Here is an 18537-nt window from a genome sequence, read left to right as displayed (position 1 = left end):
GGCGCCGACGCTCTAAAGCCCGCAAAGCTGGCGCAGGTGCTCGGTGTCCAGGTGCTGCTCCACCAGATCGGCCAGGCGCTCGATGTCACGCTCGCGCAGGGCGTGGTAGTCGACCGCCTGCACCTCGCGCAAACCCGCCCAGCGCAGCAGCGCACTGCAGGCCGCCGGCGCCTCGAACAAACCGTGCAGGTAAGTGCCGAGAATCTGCCCGTCGTCGCTGCGCGCGCCGTCGCAGCGACCGTCGTCCAGGGTCACGGCGGCCAGTTCCAGCGCTGGCCCCGTCGTGACGCCGGCATGGATCTCATAACCGCTGACCTCGGCCTCCTCCAGCGCCAGACGTCCACGCACATTACGCAGCTGTTTCTCTTGTTCCAGCACCGTCTCGAACGCCAACAACCCCAACCCCGCGCTGGAGCCTGGCGCGCCTTCCAACCCCAAAGGGTCGTGCAGTTGCTCGCCGAGCATCTGCAAACCGCCACAGATGCCCAGCAGCTTGCCGCCGTAGCGCAGGTGCCGGGCGATGGCTGTGTCCCAGCCCTGGGCGCGCAGGTACGCCAGGTCGCTGCGCACGCTTTTCGAGCCGGGCAGGATGATCAGGTCGGCCGACGGAATCGCCTGGCCGGGACCGATGAATTGCAGGTCCACCTGGGGGTGCAGGCGCAGCGGGTCGAAGTCGGTGTGATTGCTGATGCGCGGCAAAACCGGCACCCGTACTTTCAGCACCTGCTCGACCTTGTCGGCCTGACGCTGGTCGATACCGTCCTCGGCTTCCAGATGCAGGTCCAGCACATAGGGCAACACGCCGATCACCGGCTTGCCGGTACGCGCTTCGAGCCAGTCGAGGCCCGGTTGCAGCAGGGCGATATCGCCGCGGAAACGGTTGATGATGAAACCTTTGACCCGCGCCTGCTCGCTCGGCGACAACAGCTCCAGGGTGCCCACCAGATGGGCGAAAACCCCGCCACGGTTGATGTCGGCGATCAGCACCACCGGGCAGTCCACCGCTTCGGCAAAGCCCATGTTGGCAATGTCGCCGGCCCGCAGATTGATCTCCGCCGGCGAGCCCGCGCCTTCCACCATCACCACCGGATAGGCCGCGCTCAGGCGTTGATGAGAGGCCAGCACCGCCTGCATGGCAATGGCCTTGTAGTCGTGATAGGCCACCGCGTTCATGGTGGTCACCGCGCGGCCGTGAATGATCACCTGAGCCCCGGTGTCGCTGTTGGGCTTGAGCAGCACCGGGTTCATATCGGTGTGCGGCTCCAGGTGCGCGGCCTGGGCCTGTACTGCCTGGGCCCGGCCGATCTCGCCACCGTCGGCGGTCACCGCGCTGTTGAGGGCCATGTTCTGCGGTTTGAAGGGCACGACGCTGACGCCCTGGCGCGTCAGCCAGCGGCAGAGCGCCGTCACCAGGGTGCTTTTACCGGCGTCGGAAGTGGTGCCCTGCACCATCAGGGTGGTCATGGATGTTCCTTGGCGTAGGCGACGAAGGCCTGTTCGAGACGCGACCAATCGGCTTCGTCGGCCGGCAGGCCAAAACGCAGGCTGCTGTTGTGGGTGAACAGCCGCAGCAGGATGCCCCGGCGCGCCATGAACTCATGCAACAGCTCGGCGCAATCGGTGATCAGCCACTGGAACAGCGCACAGCCACCCTGGGGTTTCAGACCGTGGCGCTCGAGCAACTGCGCCAGGCGCATACTCGCCGCTTCGCTGCGCACTCGTTGCCGCTCATGGCCTTGGCTGTCGCGCAGGCACACCTGGCCCAGCACCCGGGTCGGTCCGCTGACGGCCCAGGGGCCGACCTGCTCGGCCAGCAGCTTGAGCAGCTTGCGCTCGGCCAGCACGAAGCCCAGGCGTACACCGGCCAGGCCGAAAAACTTGCCGAAGGAACGCAGGACGATCAACCCCACCTGATCGGCCTGGGCCGCCAGGCTCAGCTGGGGAGTGTTGTCCATGAAGGCTTCGTCGACCACCAGCCAGCCACCGCGCTGCGCCAGGCGCGCATGCCAGTCCAGCAGGCGCTCCGGGGTCAGGCTCAAGCCCGTGGGGTTGTTCGGGTTGACCACCACCAGCACGTCCAGGCTGTCGAGGAAAAAGTCCACTTCCTGCTCCAGCACTTCCCGCACGATGTAGCCGCTGCGGCGCCAGGCTTCGGCGTGCTCGGCATAACAGGGCGACAGCACGCCGACCTTGCCGGCGCGGCGCAAACGCGGGAGCAGCTGGATCGCCGCCTGGGAACCGGGCACCGGCAACACATGGGCGGCGCCATAGTAGTCGCGGGCCGCCTGCTCCAGGCCATCGTCGGTTTCCGGCAGGCGCGCCCAGGCCCGCATCCCGATCTCGGGAATCGGCCACGGCCAGGGCGCCAGGCCGCTGGACAGGTCCAGCCAGTCGGCCTCGGCGATGCCGTATTGCTCGGCCGCCTTGCGCAGGCGGCCACCGTGCTCAAGCATAGAACTCAGCTCCCACGCAGAGAATCAGCAGCCATAACCAGACCCCGCGCTGCACCAGCTGCCAGCCGCGATCGATGGACGAGGCATCGGCCGCCATGCCCTCGCCCAGCTGCGGGCGCTGGTGCAGCTCGCCGTGATAGATCGCCGCGCCACCCAGCTCGACGCCCAGGGCCCCGGCACCGGCCGCCATCACCGGCCCGGCATTCGGGCTGTCCCAGGTCGGCCCCTGGCGGCGCCAGCATTTCAGCGCCAGGCGGGTCTTGCCCAGCAACGCGTAAGTCAGGGCTACCAAGCGGGCTGGAATGTAGTTGAGCAGGTCGTCGATCTTCGCCGCCGCCCAGCCGAAACGCTCGAAGCGTTCATTACGATAGCCCCACATCGCATCCAGGGTATTGCTCAGGCGATAGAGCACCACGCCCGGCGCACCGGCCACGGCAAACCAGAACAAGGCGGCGAACACCGCGTCGCTGCCGTTTTCCAGCACCGACTCGGTGGCGGCGCGGGCGACTTCGGTGGCATCCAGCTCGCTGGTCTGCCGGCTCACCAGATAACCGACCCGCTGCCGCGCCTGGTCCAGGTCGTCGCTGCGCAAGGCCTGGGCCACCGGCTCGACATGCTCGCCGAGGCTGCGCAGGCCAAGGGCGCAATACAGCGCCAGGATCTCGAACAACCAACCGATGTAGGGCAGCCAGGAAAACAGGGTTGCCAGCAGGGTCAGCGGCAGCACCGCGATGACCCAGGCGGTGACGCCATGACTGCGCCAGCCGCGACCGCCGGAGTTGAAACGTTGCTCGATGCGATCGGCAAAACGGCCGAACGCCACCAGCGGATGCCAGCGCTTGGGTTCGCCCAGCAACGCATCCAGCGCCACCCCGGCGACACTCAGCAACGCCACACTCATTGACTCACTCCCCAGTAATTTTCATACAGCAATTCACTCAGCGGACGCTCCCGCGCCCAGCCCTCGAGCACCAGCATCGGCGCCGGATAAAACTCGCCAACCGGGCCCAGGCACAGCACCGCCAGCGGCTTGGCCCCGGCCGGAAGGCCCAGCAACTGGGCCAAGGCAGCGGGCTCGAACAGCGACACCCAGCCCATGCCCAGCCCTTCGGCCCGGGCCGCCAGCCACAGGTTCTGAATCGCGCAGGAAAGCGAGGCCAGGTCCATTTCCGGCAAGGTGCGCCGGCCGAAAATATGCCGCTCACGGTCGTCCATCAGCGCCGCCACCAGGACCTCGGCGCAGTCGTTGATGCCTTCGACCTTGAGCTTCATGAACTCATCGGAACGTTCGCCCAGGGCCTCGGCGGTGCGTACCCGCTCCTCTTCCACCAGTTGCTGGATTTGCCCGCGCAACGACCGGTCACTGATACGGATAAACCGCCAAGGCTGCATCAGGCCAACGCTGGGCGCCTGGTGCGCCGCCTCCAGCAGGCGACGCAAGACCTGCGGCTCGACCGTGCCACCGACGAAGTGGCGCATATCACGACGCTCGGCGATCGCGCGATAGACCGCGTCGCGTTCGGCCGCGGAAAAGGCGTTGTCGCTCATGGGCGCCGCGCGAGCACGCTCGCTCCTGCCGGCGCCAGCAGGGCCGCCACCGCTTCGGGGTTGGACGGAAAATAGAAGTGCACATAAGAGGCGGTCATCCGCCCTTCGCGGTAAACCGCTTCCGCGCCGCGCCCGCCATTCGGGCTCAGGCCGCGGGCGATCGGCGCAAGCTCGGTGCTGGTCAACGAATGGTGGTAGGTATGCCCGCGCAACGAGCCTTCCGGCAACTCCACCGCCTGCAAGGCCAGGGCCGCCAGGCGCTTTTGCATCACCGCGTCGCCGGGCAACAGGCCCAGCAGTTCGGCGCGCTCGCCGTCGACGTCGGTCAGGGAGTCCAGCAGATACAACATGCCGCCACACTCGGCGAGCAAGGGTTTGCCTGCAGCGTGATGCGCGCGGATCGCGCTGAGCATCGAGCCGTTCGCCGCCAGCGCCCGGTGATGCAGCTCCGGGTAACCGCCCGGCAGGTACAGGCTGTCCGCCTCCGGCAGTACCGCGTCATGGATCGGCGAGAAAAAACTCAGCTCGGCGCCCATGGCCCGCAACAGATCCAGGCTCGCGCCATAGGTGAAGGCAAAGGCTTCATCGCGGGCCACGGCGATGTGTACGCCGGCCAACAACGGCTCGACGGCAACCGTCTGGGGAGCGGCGAACGCCACAGCGGGCGGCAAGGCCACTTCGCAGCTGTCCGCCAAAGCAGCGGCCGCGGCGTCGAGACGCAGATCCAGATCATTGAGTTCGCTGGCCTGCACCAACCCCAGATGGCGGCTGGGCAGTTCGATGCCGGTCTCCCGGGACAGCGCGCCGTACCAGCGCAGGCCTTCGGTCAGGCTGCCTTCGAGCAACTGCGCATGCCGCAGGGTGCCGACGCGGTTGGCCAGCACGCCGGCGAACGGTAAATCCGGCTGATAACGCGCCAGCCCCAGCGCCAGGGCGCCGAAGGTCTGGGCCATGGCCGTGCCATCGATCACCGCGAGCACCGGCACCCCGAAATGCCGCGCCAGATCGGCGCTGGACGGCGTGCCGTCGAACAGCCCCATCACGCCTTCGATCAGGATCAGGTCCGCCTCGCCGGCGGCCTCCCACAACAGGCGGCGGCTTTCCTGCTCGCCGACCATCCACATGTCCAGCTGATACACCGGCGCACCGCTGGCGCGCTCGAGGATCATCGGGTCGAGAAAGTCCGGGCCGCACTTGAACACACGCACCTTGCGCCCCTGATTGCGATGCAGGCGGGCGAGCGCGGCGGTCACGGTGGTCTTGCCCTGACCGGAAGCCGGCGCGGCAATCAATACCGCCGGGCAATGACGGGCATCACTCACAGTTCGACGCCTTTTTGCGCTTTGATCCCCGCCTGGAACGCATGCTTGACCATGCCCATTTCGGTGACGGTGTCGGCCAGCTCGATCATCTCTGGCTTGGCGCCACGTCCGGTGACCACCACATGCTGCATCGGCGGCCGCGCCTGCAGGTCGCTGAGCACCTGATCCAGGTCCAGATAGCCGTGCTTGAGGGCGATGTTCAATTCGTCGAGCACTACCAGACCGATGTTCGGGTCGCTCAGCAGTTCGCGGGAAACCGCCCAGGCCGCTTCGGCCGCGGCGATGTCACGCTGGCGGTCCTGGGTTTCCCAGGTGAAGCCTTCGCCCATGACATGGAAACGCACCTGCTCCGGGAAGCGCCGAAAGAACAATTCCTCGCCAGTGCTGTTGCGGCCCTTGATGAACTGCACCACGCCGCATTGCATGTCGTGGCCCAAGGCCCGCGCGAGCATGCCGAAGGCCGAGCTGCTTTTGCCTTTGCCGTTGCCAGTCAGCACCAGCAGCAAGCCGCACTCGTTCGGCGAGTTGGCGATGCGTTCATCGATCACGGCTTTTTTGCGCAACATGCGCGCCAGATGGCGTTCGTCACGATCGGGGGATTCAGTCATGGGGCAGCTCTCCGTTGGGGCTGGATAACGGGGGGCAGGAATAGGAATAGACGGCGCAAGCCTGGCATCGCCCACCGTGATGCCGTTGGATGGATCAGGCCGGTCTCCGGGCTTGTGAGTGGCTGGAATGCCCAACTGCGCGCCTTCCCATGTCGACAGTCGACACAGTGGCATCAGGCGCAGTCTTGACTCACTTACCGTTGCGGGGGCAGCGCCGGAATCGTCGTGCGTGCGCCTTCGGCACGCGTACTCACCGGCTTCCCTGTTTCACTCTGTCGACCCAAGGCCACAGAGCACCTGAAACAAGTCGCGAAGGTTAGAGGGTTGGGGGTGGAGCGTCAATTAAAGCCCCGCAGATCGGCGAATGCTGCATATCGGAAAAATGACGCCAATCTTGTGCCACACTCAGAGCAGTGATATCAAATAGCCATAATCGCGTTAAAAAACTCCAATATCTCAACAATAATAGGAAAAGTCCGATGCAAGGCATGATCATCAGCAATCCGAAACTGGAATTCCTGCGCCCTGCCCTGGAACGCTGGTTCGATTGCATCGACCGCTACAACGCCGTGCGCGGCGATAACGAAAGCCCGTACTGGTTCGACGAAAAAGCCAACCTGGGAATGCTCTCGGCGGCAGCCTGGATGGCGGAGATGGTCACCCTGGAACACGCACCGAGCAAAAAACAGCTCGAGGACGGCGACCGCAATGGCCGCACCGACCTGTACATCGCCACGCAGGAGCAACGCGTCTATATCCAGACCACCCAGCGCTGGCCCCGGGTCAACAGCCTGCACCTGACCCAACCGTTGCTGGATGCCGCCAGCGACGCGAAAAAAGCCAGCTACCCCAGCGACCTGAAACTCGGCTGCCTGTTCGTCACGCCACAGAAAACCCAGCACAGCGCCACCCCGGAAGAATTGCAGGACATGGTCGACGACCTGCAAAAGGAACATTGCTGCGCCGTGGCCTGGTACTTCCCCTACGCGTACCGCAAATTGCGCAATGAAGCCGGCAACTATCACCCCGGCGTTGCCGTGCTGTTCAAGGAAGCGCGCTGAACGGGTTGAACCATCGCCGACCTGTGCTTCTCTATGACTACACCGACGTCGTGCATACATAGGGAAATCAGCATGTTCAAGCCTCGATACGCAATCCTTGTCGCCGTCGCCGCAGGCCTTGGTGCCTGTGGCGAAACCTCCACCCTCCAGGTCTCCGACGGCACCGGCCCCTCGCCGAAACTGCCCGAACCGAACAAAACCCTGTTCCCGACCGTGAACATCGCGCCTGCGATCGGCTGGCCGCAAGACGCCAAACCGGTGGCCGCCGCCGGCACCCAGGTCGCTGCATTCGCCGAAGGCCTGGACCATCCGCGCTGGTTGTACGTGCTGCCCAACGGCGACGTACTGGTGGCGGAGACCAACGCCCCGCCCTCCCCCGATGACAGCAAAGGTATTCGTGGCTGGATAGCCAGCAAGATCATGAGCCGCGCCGGGGCCGGTGTGCCCAGCCCGAACCGCATCACCCTGCTGCGGGACAAGGATCACGATGGCGTGGCGGAAACCCGCACGGCATTTCTGGAAAACCTCAACTCGCCGTTCGGCATGACCCTGGTGGGCAACGACCTGTACGTCGCCGATACCGATCGCCTGCTGCGCTTCCCCTACAAGGACGGCGACACCAGAATCAGCGCCCAGCCGACCAAAGTGGTGGACCTGCCTGGCGGCAAGCTGAACCACCACTGGACCAAAAACGTGATTGCCAGCAAGGACGGCAGCAAGCTGTACGTCACGGTCGGCTCCAACAGCAACGTCGGCGAAAACGGCATGGACCAGGAAGAAGGCCGTGCCGCCATCTGGGAAGTCGACCGCGCCACCGGCAAGCAACGGATTTTCGCCTCAGGCCTGCGCAACCCCAACGGCATGGCCTGGGAGCCGCAAAGCGGCCAGTTGTGGACCGCGGTCAACGAGCGCGACGAGATCGGCAGCGACCTGGTGCCGGACTACATCACCTCGGTCAAGGACGGCGCCTTCTATGGCTGGCCATTCAGCTATTACGGCCAGCATGTGGACGTGCGAGTCACCCCGCAGAACCCGGACCTGGTGGCCAAGGCCATCGCCCCGGATTATGCCGTCGGCCCGCATACCGCCTCCCTGGGCCTGACCTTCGCCGAAGGCAGCAAGCTGCCGGCGCCGTTCACCCAAGGCGTGTTCATCGGCCAGCATGGCTCGTGGAACCGCAAGCCCCACAGCGGCTACAAAGTGATCTTCGTACCCTTCGCCAACGGCAAGCCGGTAGGCCAACCGGTGGACGTGTTGACCGGTTTCCTCAACGCCGACGAGAAAGCCATGGGCCGCCCGGTCGGCGTAGTGATCGACAAGCAAGGGGATCTGTTGGTAGCCGATGATGTCGGCAACAAAGTCTGGCGCGTGTCAGCAGCCAAGGCGCAATAGGTTCAGCGCTTGCGGCACAGGGTCAAGCCGTCACCCAGGGGCAGCAGCGACAGGTCGACACGCGGGTCATCCTTCAAGGCGCGATTGAGTGCCTGGATGGCCCGGGTGTCTTCACTCTGGGGATTTTCCTCCAGCACCCGACCGCTCCACAGCGTGTTGTCGAACACCGCCAACCCGCCCACGCGCAGCAGGCGCAGGGCACTTTCCAGATAAGCCGGGTAATTGGCCTTGTCGGCGTCGATGAAGACCAGGTCGAAACCACCCTCGCCCTCCTCCTGCTCGATCCTGGCCAAGGTCTCCAGGGCCGGTGCCAGGCGCAACTCGATCCGCCCGGCGATACCTGCTTCTTGCCAGTAGCGGCGCGCGGTGGCGTTGTAGTAGCCCGGGATGTCACAGCAGATCAGTTGACCATCCTCCGGCAAGGCCGCGGCCATGGACAAGGCGCTGTAGCCGGTGAAGGTCCCCACTTCCAGCACACGCCGGGCACCGATCAGCTTGATCAGCAACGCCAGGAACTGCCCCTGCTCGGGTGCCACCTGCCAGCGCGCCATGGGCAGCGCCTGGGTTTCGTCACGCAGACGGCGCAGCAGCGGCGTTTCGCGCAGGGAAACGTCGAGCAGGTAGTGATAGAGGGCGTCGTCGAGGCTGAGGGTACGAGCGGTCATGGCAACCTCGACGCAGAGACAGGACTAAGGGTTGTGCGCCAGATGCTCTGGCTGCAGCACGCGCTTGGCGCTCAGGTAGGCTTTTTGCCAATAGGCCTTGGACAGACTGTCCAGCTTCACCGTGCCGCCGGTGGCCGGCGCATGGACGAAACGGCCTTCGCCGACATAGATGCCCGCGTGGCTGACCTGGGAACCGCCATTGGTGGCAAAAAATATCAGGTCGCCGGTCTGCAAGGCATTCTTGCCGACATTCGGTGCCCGCATGCCGATCATTTCGCGGGTCGAGCGCGGCAGCGAGATACCGGCGGCGTCGCGATAGACATAGCCGATCAGGCCACTGCAATCGAAACCGGAGTCCGGCGTGTTGCCGCCCCAGCGATAAGGTGTGCCCACCAGGCCCAACGCACGAAACAGCACGTCTTCGGCAGCCGGCGAGAAGGTCTGGGGAGTATTGAATACGGGAGCACGTACCACAGGCGCGGGTGGCGGGGTACGACTGGCGCATGCGCTGAGCAGCGCGGCGAGAACGATCAATGCAAGGCGGGCCGACGTCGACATATGCAGAACAATCCTGATCTGGATGCGGCTTTCTCTGCCGTGAGGCCGAAAACAAAACCGCGTAAGCAGGGCTTACGCGGTTAGTTTTCAACAATAGATCAGGATTCTAGCGTCTACGCGCCAAACTTCAAGTAAGACTTTAACTTCACCTTACAAAAAGTCAGCTTACTTGCGTGCGGTGACCACAGTCGGCGCCATGGCGAGGGCGCGCTTGGCTTCGATGAAGGTCTTGCTCCAGTAGCTGTCGCCCAGGCTGTCCACCCGCACGCCACCGCTGCGGCGGCTGCTGGAGTGGATGAATTGGTCATCGCCCAGGTAGATGCCAGCGTGGCTTACGCGACCGCGGCGACCATTGGTGGCGAAGAACAGCAGATCGCCCGGCTGCAGCTTGTTACGCGCAACCAGCGGAGCATCAACGTTGATCATTTCACGGGTGGAGCGCGGCAGATTCATGCCGGCTTCTTCACGGAACAGGTAGCCGATGAAACCGCTGCAATCGAAACCGGCTTCGGAGGTACCGCCGAAACGGTAACGGGTACCGATCAGGGACATGCCACGTTCGAGAATACTGTCAGCCAGCACTGGCAGCTGGTAAGGCTTGTTGTCAGCAAACTCGGCGAGTTCTTTTTCGGTTGCCAGCTCTTCCTGGAAAATAGCGGAAGACTGGGCTTTTGAAGAGTTTTGAACCTGTTGCTCTTGTTGGCTCACCGGAGAGTGGGTGGCGCAACCAAACAACAGGGTAACGAGTGCAAGAGGCACGAGGGGTGCGAAGCGCTTCAGCATGGGCACGACCGTGGCTTAAAGTTATAAAGAAGCCGCGACTATGCCTTCTATCGCTCTAATTTGCAAATTCAATCGATTGAAATGTGACTTATCGGTTTCTACTCAACATCTAAGGCCTTAAGCCCATTTTAAACGCACGCGCCTCTGGAACCACTTCCGGATGCGGGTTTCTGGCGCCTGAAATATGCCAAAAAGCCACTTCCGCTCGCGGTTTTACCAGCCCAGGGTTTCCTTGAGAAAGGGAATGGTCAGCTTGCGCTGAGCCTGCAAGGACGCCTGATCGAGGCGCTCCAGCAGCTCGAACAAGGCGCTCATGCTGCGGGTACCGCGCGTCAGGATAAAGTGCCCGACTTCGTCGGTCAGGTGCAGCCCGCGACGCGAGGCGCGCAACTGCAATGCACGCAATTTGTCTTCATCGGAGAGCGGGCGCATCTGGAAGATCAGCGCCAGGGTCAGGCGGGATTTGAGGTCCGCCAGCTTCACCGGCAGCTCCCGGGGAGAGGTCGAAGCCGCAATCAACAGGCGCCGACCGCTGTCACGCAAGCGGTTGAACAGATGAAACAGCGCTTCTTCCCAATCAGCCTTGCCCGCCACCGCTTGCAAGTCGTCCAGGCAGACCAATTCGTACTGTTCCAGGTTGTCGAGGATTTCGATGCCGCGATCCAGCAATTCCGCCAGGGGCAAATAGACCGCTGGCTCCCCCAACTGCTCGAACCGCAGGCAGGCCGCCTGCAGCAAGTGCGTACGCCCTACCCCATCCTTGCCCCAGAGGTAGATCAGGCTTTCGGTCCAGCCGGCGTCGGCTTCGCAAAGCCGCTCGACATAGCCGAGTGCAGCGGCATTGGCGCCTGGGTAGTAGTTGATGAAGGTGGCGTCATCACGCAGACGCACACCTAGGGGCAGCTGAATCGGTTTCATGCTGACTGAACAGTTCCAAACGAACCGTTAGTGGCCTCTGTGTAAAGTTTGCAAAGTTTATACCCGTGACGCCGGGCGCACAATGTAGCAGACCACAAGCAAAATCAAAGGTTTGCGTTAGCCTGATGAAATCACGGGGGTTTCTTTGACGGTGGATGTGACAGCTGTAAAGACTCTCCGAGGCACCCGCCCGAAACGCGGGTGCCCCAAAATGCAAACAGGGGTCGCTACAGCTCGGACTCTTCTATACCGCTATAGATGTCCGAATCCTTGTACAAGTCGTGCACATGGCGCACCAGCACCATAATCACCGCCGCCACCGGCAAGGCCAGCAGGATGCCGGTGAAACCGAACAGCTCGCCACCGGCGAGAATCGCAAAAATCACCGCCACCGGGTGCAGGCCGATCCGGTCGCCTACCAGCAAGGGGGTCAGCACCATACCCTCCAGGGCCTGGCCGACCATGAACACGGCCACGATGCCGATCATCGGGTACAGGTCGCCGCCGAACTGGAACAACCCGGCAATCAGCGCCGCGCCGATGCCGATGACAAATCCCATGTACGGCACGATGGCCGCCAGGCCGGCAATCAGACCGATCAACAGCCCCAGTTCCAGCCCGACCAGCATCAGGCCGGCCGCATAGATCATCCCCAGGGCCACCATCACCAGCAGCTGACCACGGACGAACGCCCCCAGCACTTCATGGCATTCTCCCGCCAGCGCCACCACACGCTCCTCGCGATCACGGGGCAACAGGCTGCGGATCTTCGCCATCATCAAGTCCCAGTCGCGCAGCAGGTAAAAGCTGACCACCGGAATCAGCACCAGGTTGGCCAGCCAGCCAATCAGCGCCAGGCTGGAGGCCGTTGCCTGGCTCAGGACCACGCCGACGATATCGGTGGTCTGCCCCATGTGCTCGCTGATCGCCGCCTTGACCTTGTCGAACTTCCAGAAACCATCGGACAAACCCAGCTTGGACTGCGCCCAGGGCATTGCCGTGTGCTGCAGCCAATCGAGCATCTGCGGCGCCAGTTCGTACAGGCGCAGCAGCTGCTTGGCGAGCATAGGCACCAGCACCAGTAGCAACGCCATGACAATCAGGGTGAACAGGGCAAATACCGCCACCACGCCCCAGGTGCGCGACAACCCGAGCTTTTCCAGGCGGTCCACCAGCGGATCGAACAGATAGGCCAACAGCAAGGCCACCAGGAACGGCGTCAGGATCGGATGCAACAGGTACACAAATCCACAGAGCAGGACCAACCCACCCAACCAGACCCATCGACGCGTATCAGCCATGAACCACTCCATTGCTTCTATATAAAGAAAGAAAACCTACCAGCGAAAACGCAGTTGCGCGGCCGGTGCAGGCGCGGGTGTCGCGCCTTCGACAGTCGGCTGGACAGGCACAGCGCCCGCCGGGACTTCCTGCAACCGAGCCAGATTCAACTGCGCACGCAACTGCTCAGCGCTGCCGCTGACCCGGTACACCGAACGATCACCATCGACGCTCTGCAAACGCCCACCGAAGGGCTCGAGCAAACGGCCCAACGCCGCATAGCGCTCCAGGTTCATGCCCTGCACTTCCAGCAACTGCTCGCTGGAGGCGCCCGGCTTGACCGCGAAACGCGGGGCCAGGCGCTGGCTGACCGCCAACAGCACGGCATCGGCCAAGGCCGGCACATCAGCTCCCTGGACGCTGCCCTGTTCCTTCTGGTCACCCAGCCACAGGCGCCATTTGGCCTGCCACTGACCGCCCTCTTCACTGGCATGCACCGCCAGCAGGGCGTCCGCGCCGTAACGCTCCGACGCGGCGCGCAATGGAGCCGGATCGGAACCTTCGAGATTCGGCGCCGTGGCGACAATCTGCTCATTCAGGTCACCCAGCGGCAAACGCAGCGGCAGGCCACGATGCAGGGCCGCACGGCGCAACGGCGTGGCGCTGGCCTGGCCATCGCCCACCAGGCTGGAACCTTCACTGGAGTCGGTCAGCCACCAGCCAAGAATCGACGGGCGATTGCTGCCCCACAACGACAGGCCAGCCTGGCGCAACGCCCGGTCGGTGCTGGCCGGGTCGAAGTCGACCTGCAGGCTTTCGGGAGGACCGGCGTCGTAGCCGTACTGGCTGATGATCTGCTGCGGGTCCTTGCGGATGGCCGCCAGTCCCGGGTTCTGCAGGGCCTTGCTATCGCCGGTCAGGCGCAATACCAGGGTTTCCAAGGCCCGCTGGGTAGCCTGGTCGCGCTCGCCAGGGGCCTGGCTGCTGACCGGTTCGCGGACCTGATACAGGTTATTGAGGGTTTCGGCATGACTCGCCAGGCTGACCAAAGACAAACAGCCCACAAAAAGAAATTTACCCAAACGCATGGAGGATTCCCGACGACAAAAGGCGGCTGGAACAGACCGCATGAACAGGATTGACCAAGGCTGTGACCACAAAGCCTGGGCAAACATTCACCCGGTCGATGGAAGTTTTCGTGCTGTCATAACGATAGCGGGTACAAGGCTATACCTTATACAGCCCCGAGCGGCGCGATCGACACGCGCAATTGCGGTTTTTTTTAAGCGGATATGCCCTGCCCGTCGGCCCGAGGATGGCCGCTACACCTCAAGCCTGATAAAATCGCGCGCCTTCGCAGACCGGCAACAGCCGGGGTCGCTGAAATGATTGCGCGGCATTGCCGCCGCGACTGTTTCACTGGCCTCCCTGGACTCGGTCGATACCCCCTGAATCCCCCCTAAAGGCCTGGATCATGAGCAAGCAACCCTCCCTGAGCTACAAAGACGCCGGTGTAGACATCGACGCCGGTGAAGCATTGGTCGAACGCATCAAGAGCGTCGCCAAGCGCACTGCGCGCCCGGAAGTCATGGGCGGCCTGGGCGGTTTCGGCGCCCTCTGCGAAATCCCGGCCGGCTACAAGCAGCCAGTACTGGTCTCCGGTACCGACGGCGTGGGCACCAAGCTGCGCCTGGCACTGAACCTGAACAAACACGACAGCATCGGCCAGGACCTGGTCGCCATGTGCGTCAACGACCTGGTGGTCTGCGGTGCCGAGCCGCTGTTCTTCCTCGACTACTACGCCACCGGCAAGCTGAACGTCGACGTTGCCGCCACCGTGGTGACCGGTATCGGCGCTGGCTGCGAACTGGCTGGCTGCTCCCTGGTCGGCGGTGAAACCGCTGAAATGCCCGGCATGTACGAAGGTGAAGACTACGACCTGGCCGGCTTCTGCGTCGGCGTGGTGGAAAAAGCCGAAATCATCGACGGTTCCAAGGTTGCCACCGGCGACGCCCTGCTCGCCCTGCCATCGTCCGGCCCGCACTCCAACGGCTACTCGCTGATCCGCAAGATCATCGAAGTCTCCGGTGCCGACATCGAAACCGTCCAGCTCGACGGCAAGCCGCTGACCGAACTGCTGATGGCCCCGACCCGCATCTACGTCAAGCCACTGCTCAAGCTGATCAAGGACACTGGCGCGGTCAAGGCCATGGCCCACATCACCGGCGGCGGCCTGCTGGACAACATCCCACGTGTTCTGCCAAAAGGCGCCCAGGCCGTGGTCGACGTGGCCAGCTGGCAGCGCCCGGCGGTATTCGACTGGCTGCAAGAGAAAGGCAACGTCGACGAACACGAAATGCACCGCGTGCTGAACTGCGGCGTGGGCATGGTGATCTGCGTGGCTCAGGAGCACGTTGAAAGTGCCCTGAACGTCCTGCGCGAAGCCGGCGAACAACCTTGGGTCATTGGTCAGATCGCTAGCGCCGCCGAGGGTGCTGCCCAGGTCGAGCTGAAAAACCTCAAGGCACATTGATGCAAGAGCCGATGTCAGCCTCCTGCGATGTAGTGGTGCTGTTGTCCGGTACCGGCAGCAACTTGCAGGCCCTGATCGACAGTACGCTGGCCGATGACAGCCCGGTACGCATCCGCGCGGTGATTTCCAATCGCGCCGATGCCTACGGCCTGCAACGCGCCCGGGACGCGGGTATCGATACCCGCGCCCTCGATCACAAGGCATTCGAAGGCCGCGAGGCCTTCGATGCCGCGCTGATCGAACTGATCGACGCCTTCCAGCCCAAACTCGTGGTGCTTGCCGGATTCATGCGCATTCTCAGCGCGGATTTCGTGCGGCACTATCAGGGTCGCCTGCTCAATATCCACCCTTCGCTGCTACCCAAATACAAAGGGTTACACACTCATCAGCGAGCGCTGGAGGCCGGAGACACCGAGCACGGCTGCAGCGTGCACTTTGTGACAGAGGAACTCGATGGCGGACCACTGGTCGTACAGGCAGTGATCCCGGTAGAGTTGCACGACTCGCCGCAAAGCCTGGCGCAGCGGGTCCACGTCCAGGAACACCGGATTTACCCGATGGCCGTACGCTGGTTTGCCGAAGGTCGACTCACACTCGGCGAACAGGGTGCTTTACTGGATGGTCAGTTACTGGCCGCCAGTGGCCACTTGATTCGTAATTAGGAGATTTTATGCGTCGCGCCCTGCTCTTCGCTTGTGCTCTGCTCGCCCTGCCCTTCGCGCAGGCTGCGGACCTTCAACCCTTCTCCGCCAGCTATACCGCCGACTGGAAACAGCTGCCGATGAGCGGTACCGCCGAACGCAGCCTGGAAAAGAAAGGCGACGGCACCTGGAAGCTGAGCTTCAAGGCCTCGATGATGATCGCCAGCCTGACCGAAGAAAGCACCCTGAAGCTCGACAAGGACACCCTGCTGCCGCAGTCCTATCACTTCGAGCGCGGCGGCCTGGGCAAAGCCAAGAAGGCCGACCTGGACTTCGACTGGAACGCCAAGATGGTCACTGGCACCGATCGTGGTGACGCGGTCAAGATCCCGCTCAATCGCGGCATGGTCGACAAGTCCACCTACCAGCTCGCCCTGCAGCACGATGTAGCCGCCGGCAAGAAAAGCATGAGCTACCAGGTCGTCGATGATGGCGAAGTCGATACCTACGACTTCCGTGTCCTGGGCTCGGAAAAAGTCGACACCAAGGCCGGCCAGATCGATGCGATCAAGGTCGAGCGCGTGCGCGACCCGACACAAAGTAAACGCATCACTGTCATGTGGTTCGCCAAGGACTGGGATTACCTGCTGGTTCGCCTGCAACAGGTCGAAACCGACGGCAAGGAGTACAACATCATGCTCCTGAACGGCACCGTCAACGGCAAGACCGTCAAAGGCAGCTAAGCCGCACGACAATAAAAGCCCCGCCGATGCGGGGCTTTTTTTCGCCTGGTGTTTCCATTTAGCCGCTCAAGCACGGCTCTCCTGGCGACCTGGCAGGCTCGCTCGCCGGCTAAAAATACCCAGCACGACAGCCGCCCAACATGAAACTTTTGTCATAAAACCCCCATACCTGCGACCGAATGCCACAGTTTCCGCGGCCTGCGGGACTGTTTCGAAATCTGCAAAAGATTGTTGCATTTGAAAGCAATTTACTTAGCCAGCTAACAAAATATATAACGGAGTCCTGCACACGCCTTGCTGCAGATCAATAGAGATTGGAGCTAGCAGATGACTGTAAAAGTAACTGAACGCGACGATTCACACATGTCCCATGAAGGCGTAGCCGCAGGTGTACGGATCTGGGACGTGCATCAACAAGACTTGCTGGTGGGAATGTTTCATTCCGAGACCGATGCCCATAATTACAAGGCCGAACTGGAGAAGCTGGAGCAGAACCGCGCACCGCAAAGCTCCTGACCTCACGATGACTGCCGCGCCTGCCGCCACGCATCGGCAGGCGCTTCAGAAACAACAAACCCCGCTCATGGCGGGGTTTGTTGTTTATGCAGGTTTACCACATCAGATCGTCAGGGATCTGGTAGGCCGCATACGGATCGTCCTCGTCCGGCGCCTCGGTCGGCGTGTTGAGCTGAACGATGCGCCGTGGATCGCGCTCCTGGATCTTCAGCGCGGCTTCACGCGGGATGACCTCATAACCGCCGGCATGGTGCACGATGGCCAGCGAGCCGCTGCTCAGCTTGTTGCGCATCAGGGTGTTCACCGACAGACGCTTGACCTTCTTGTCGTCGACGAAGTTGTAGTAGTCCTCGGTGGTCAGCTTCGGCAGGCGCGACACTTCGATCAGTTGCTTGATCTGCGCGGCACGGGCCTTCTGCTCGGCCTTCTCCTGCTGCTGGCGGTTGAGTTCCTGGTCGCGCTTGACCTTCTCGGCCATGGCTTCCTGAGCCGCCCGCTGCTGGGTATCGTCCAGTTCGATCTGGCCTTTGTGGGCCAGGCGTTGCTGCTTCTGTTTCTCTTTGCTGACCTGTTTGGCCTGCTTTTGGTTGACCAGCCCTGCTTTGAGCAACTGGTCGCGAAGGGAAAGGCTCATTGGTGCTCACTCACTTAGGCAACAGCCTCAGCCACAGCTGGGCAAATTCTTTTCCTGACGTTTGGCTTCGCCCCACAAGGCGTCCAACTCTTCGAGGGTGCAATCTTCCATGGGTCGGCGGGTATCGCGCAATGCCTGCTCGATAAATCGAAAGCGCCGCTCGAACTTGGCATTGGCGCCACGCAGGGTGGTTTCCGGATCGACCTTCAGATGCCGGGCCAGATTGACCACGGCGAACAGCAAGTCGCCCACTTCGTCGGCGATCGCCTGCGGGTCATTCTCGGACATGGCTTCGAGCACTTCATCGAGCTCTTCGCGGATCTTGTCCACCACCGGCAAGGCATCCGGCCAGTCAAAACCGACCTGGGCCGCGCGCTTTTGCAACTTGGCCGAACGGGACAGCGCCGGCAGCGCCGTGGGCACATCGTCGAGCAAGGACAACTGCAAAGGCTCTGCCGACTTCTCGGCGCGCTCCTCGGCCTTGATCTCTTCCCAGCGCTGCTTGACCTGTTCTTCATCCAGCCGCGGGGTATCCAGCGGCGCATACAGGTCCCCGGTAGGGAATACATGGGGATGGCGACGGATCAGCTTGCGGGTGATGCTGTCGACCACGCCATCGAACTCGAAACGCCCCTCCTCCCGCGCCAGCTGGCTGTAGTACACCACCTGGAACAGCAGATCGCCCAGCTCGCCCTGCAAGTGCTCGAAATCGCCCCGCTCGATGGCATCCGCCACTTCGTAGGCTTCTTCCAGGGTGTGGGGGACGATGGTGGCGTAGTTCTGCTTGATATCCCAAGGGCAGCCGTACTGCGGGTCCCGCAGCCGCGCCATCAGGTGCAACAGGTCTTCAAGGCTGTACATCGGTCACTCTCGTTAGCGCC

The 18537-nt window shown here is 62.8% G+C and carries 20 protein-coding genes and 1 riboswitch; of the genes, 6 read left to right on the top strand and 14 right to left on the bottom strand.

Features of this window, described 5'->3' with window-relative positions:
- Positions 1-12 precede the first annotated feature (12 nt).
- Genes BMY68_RS12780 through cobO form a run of 6 tightly spaced genes read right to left on the bottom strand, consistent with a single transcriptional unit; the run spans position 13 to position 5931 of the window.
- Positions 13-1464 (bottom strand): cobyric acid synthase, encoded by a 1452-nt coding sequence (locus BMY68_RS12780; protein ID WP_085531881.1) that lies wholly within the window; start codon positions 1462-1464, stop codon positions 13-15.
- On the bottom strand, positions 1461-2453 hold the full coding sequence (cobD, locus tag BMY68_RS12775; protein WP_085531883.1) for a threonine-phosphate decarboxylase CobD: 993 nt from the start codon (positions 2451-2453) through the stop codon (positions 1461-1463). Before cobD ends, BMY68_RS12780 begins: the two co-directional genes overlap by 4 nt.
- Positions 2446-3354 (bottom strand): adenosylcobinamide-phosphate synthase CbiB, encoded by a 909-nt coding sequence (gene cbiB, locus BMY68_RS12770; protein WP_085531885.1) that lies wholly within the window; start codon positions 3352-3354, stop codon positions 2446-2448. Before cbiB ends, cobD begins: the two co-directional genes overlap by 8 nt.
- Positions 3351-4001 carry a 5,6-dimethylbenzimidazole synthase gene (bluB, locus tag BMY68_RS12765; protein ID WP_009045103.1) on the bottom strand — a complete coding sequence of 217 codons (651 nt, stop codon included), beginning with the start codon at positions 3999-4001 and terminating at the stop codon, positions 3351-3353. Before bluB ends, cbiB begins: the two co-directional genes overlap by 4 nt.
- On the bottom strand, positions 3998-5323 hold the full coding sequence (locus BMY68_RS12760; protein ID WP_085531887.1) for a cobyrinic acid a,c-diamide synthase CobB: 1326 nt from the start codon (positions 5321-5323) through the stop codon (positions 3998-4000). Before BMY68_RS12760 ends, bluB begins: the two co-directional genes overlap by 4 nt.
- Positions 5320-5931: a cob(I)yrinic acid a,c-diamide adenosyltransferase gene (cobO, locus tag BMY68_RS12755; RefSeq protein ID WP_085531890.1), complete on the bottom strand. Its 612-nt coding sequence runs from the start codon at positions 5929-5931 to the stop codon at positions 5320-5322. The genes BMY68_RS12760 and cobO overlap by 4 nt, the downstream gene beginning before the upstream one ends.
- 79 nt (positions 5932-6010) lie before the next feature.
- A riboswitch (cobalamin riboswitch) is annotated at positions 6011-6247 on the bottom strand.
- A gap of 163 nt (positions 6248-6410) precedes the next feature.
- Here cobO and BMY68_RS12750 point away from each other — a divergent pair.
- Both BMY68_RS12750 and BMY68_RS12745 read left to right on the top strand, forming a co-directional pair.
- Positions 6411-6992 carry a hypothetical protein gene (locus BMY68_RS12750; RefSeq protein ID WP_062824982.1) on the top strand — a complete coding sequence of 194 codons (582 nt, stop codon included), beginning with the start codon at positions 6411-6413 and terminating at the stop codon, positions 6990-6992.
- A gap of 72 nt (positions 6993-7064) precedes the next feature.
- Positions 7065-8384 (top strand): PQQ-dependent sugar dehydrogenase, encoded by a 1320-nt coding sequence (locus BMY68_RS12745; protein WP_085531892.1) that lies wholly within the window; start codon positions 7065-7067, stop codon positions 8382-8384.
- Between the two features lie 2 nt (positions 8385-8386).
- Here BMY68_RS12745 and BMY68_RS12740 read toward each other — a convergent pair whose 3' ends face one another.
- From BMY68_RS12740 to BMY68_RS12715, 6 genes are all read right to left on the bottom strand, one after another.
- Positions 8387-9049, bottom strand: a complete 663-nt coding sequence (locus tag BMY68_RS12740) for a class I SAM-dependent methyltransferase (RefSeq protein WP_085531894.1) — start codon at positions 9047-9049, stop codon at positions 8387-8389.
- Positions 9050-9073: 24 nt separating this feature from the next.
- Complete coding sequence (locus BMY68_RS12735; RefSeq protein ID WP_007927778.1) at positions 9074-9607, bottom strand: C40 family peptidase; 534 nt, start codon at positions 9605-9607, stop codon at positions 9074-9076.
- 165 nt (positions 9608-9772) lie between these two features.
- The gene (locus BMY68_RS12730) at positions 9773-10390 is read right to left on the bottom strand and encodes a C40 family peptidase (protein ID WP_085531896.1); all 618 of its coding nucleotides are present in this window, start codon (positions 10388-10390) and stop codon (positions 9773-9775) included.
- Between the two features lie 213 nt (positions 10391-10603).
- A complete protein-coding gene (gene hda, locus BMY68_RS12725) occupies positions 10604-11308 on the bottom strand; it encodes a DnaA regulatory inactivator Hda (protein WP_007898944.1) in 705 nt (234 codons plus the stop codon).
- 227 nt (positions 11309-11535) lie between these two features.
- Entirely contained in the window at positions 11536-12609 is a 1074-nt protein-coding gene (locus BMY68_RS12720) for an AI-2E family transporter (RefSeq protein WP_009045111.1), read from the bottom strand.
- A 36-nt stretch (positions 12610-12645) separates the two neighbouring features.
- Positions 12646-13677, bottom strand: coding sequence for a DUF2066 domain-containing protein (locus BMY68_RS12715; RefSeq protein WP_037004936.1), 1032 nt, complete (start codon positions 13675-13677; stop codon positions 12646-12648).
- Between the two features lie 386 nt (positions 13678-14063).
- Here BMY68_RS12715 and purM point away from each other — a divergent pair, with 386 nt between their 5' ends.
- The 4 genes from purM to BMY68_RS12695 all read left to right on the top strand — a co-directional run bounded on the left by purM (position 14064) and on the right by BMY68_RS12695 (position 17022).
- Positions 14064-15122: a phosphoribosylformylglycinamidine cyclo-ligase gene (gene purM, locus BMY68_RS12710; protein ID WP_007927774.1), complete on the top strand. Its 1059-nt coding sequence runs from the start codon at positions 14064-14066 to the stop codon at positions 15120-15122.
- An 11-nt stretch (positions 15123-15133) separates the two neighbouring features.
- Positions 15134-15784, top strand: coding sequence for a phosphoribosylglycinamide formyltransferase (gene purN / locus BMY68_RS12705; protein WP_085532521.1), 651 nt, complete (start codon positions 15134-15136; stop codon positions 15782-15784).
- An 8-nt stretch (positions 15785-15792) separates the two neighbouring features.
- Positions 15793-16506 carry a DUF3108 domain-containing protein gene (locus BMY68_RS12700; protein ID WP_009045114.1) on the top strand — a complete coding sequence of 238 codons (714 nt, stop codon included), beginning with the start codon at positions 15793-15795 and terminating at the stop codon, positions 16504-16506.
- Between the two features lie 327 nt (positions 16507-16833).
- On the top strand, positions 16834-17022 hold the full coding sequence (locus tag BMY68_RS12695) for a hypothetical protein (protein ID WP_037004938.1): 189 nt from the start codon (positions 16834-16836) through the stop codon (positions 17020-17022).
- 94 nt (positions 17023-17116) lie between these two features.
- Here the strand turns inward: BMY68_RS12695 and BMY68_RS12690 are convergent, their stop codons facing one another.
- A complete protein-coding gene (locus tag BMY68_RS12690; RefSeq protein ID WP_085531898.1) occupies positions 17117-17656 on the bottom strand; it encodes a DUF2058 domain-containing protein in 540 nt (179 codons plus the stop codon).
- A gap of 27 nt (positions 17657-17683) precedes the next feature.
- Positions 17684-18517, bottom strand: a complete 834-nt coding sequence (mazG, locus tag BMY68_RS12685) for a nucleoside triphosphate pyrophosphohydrolase (protein ID WP_085531900.1) — start codon at positions 18515-18517, stop codon at positions 17684-17686.
- Positions 18518-18537 lie beyond the last annotated feature (20 nt).

The organism is Pseudomonas sp. NFACC41-3 (assembly GCF_900109505.1).
Lineage (GTDB): Bacteria > Pseudomonadota > Gammaproteobacteria > Pseudomonadales > Pseudomonadaceae > Aquipseudomonas > Aquipseudomonas chlororaphis.
The sequence above is the reverse complement of the archived record's forward strand: the minus strand, read 5'-3'. Positions and strand labels throughout refer to the sequence as shown.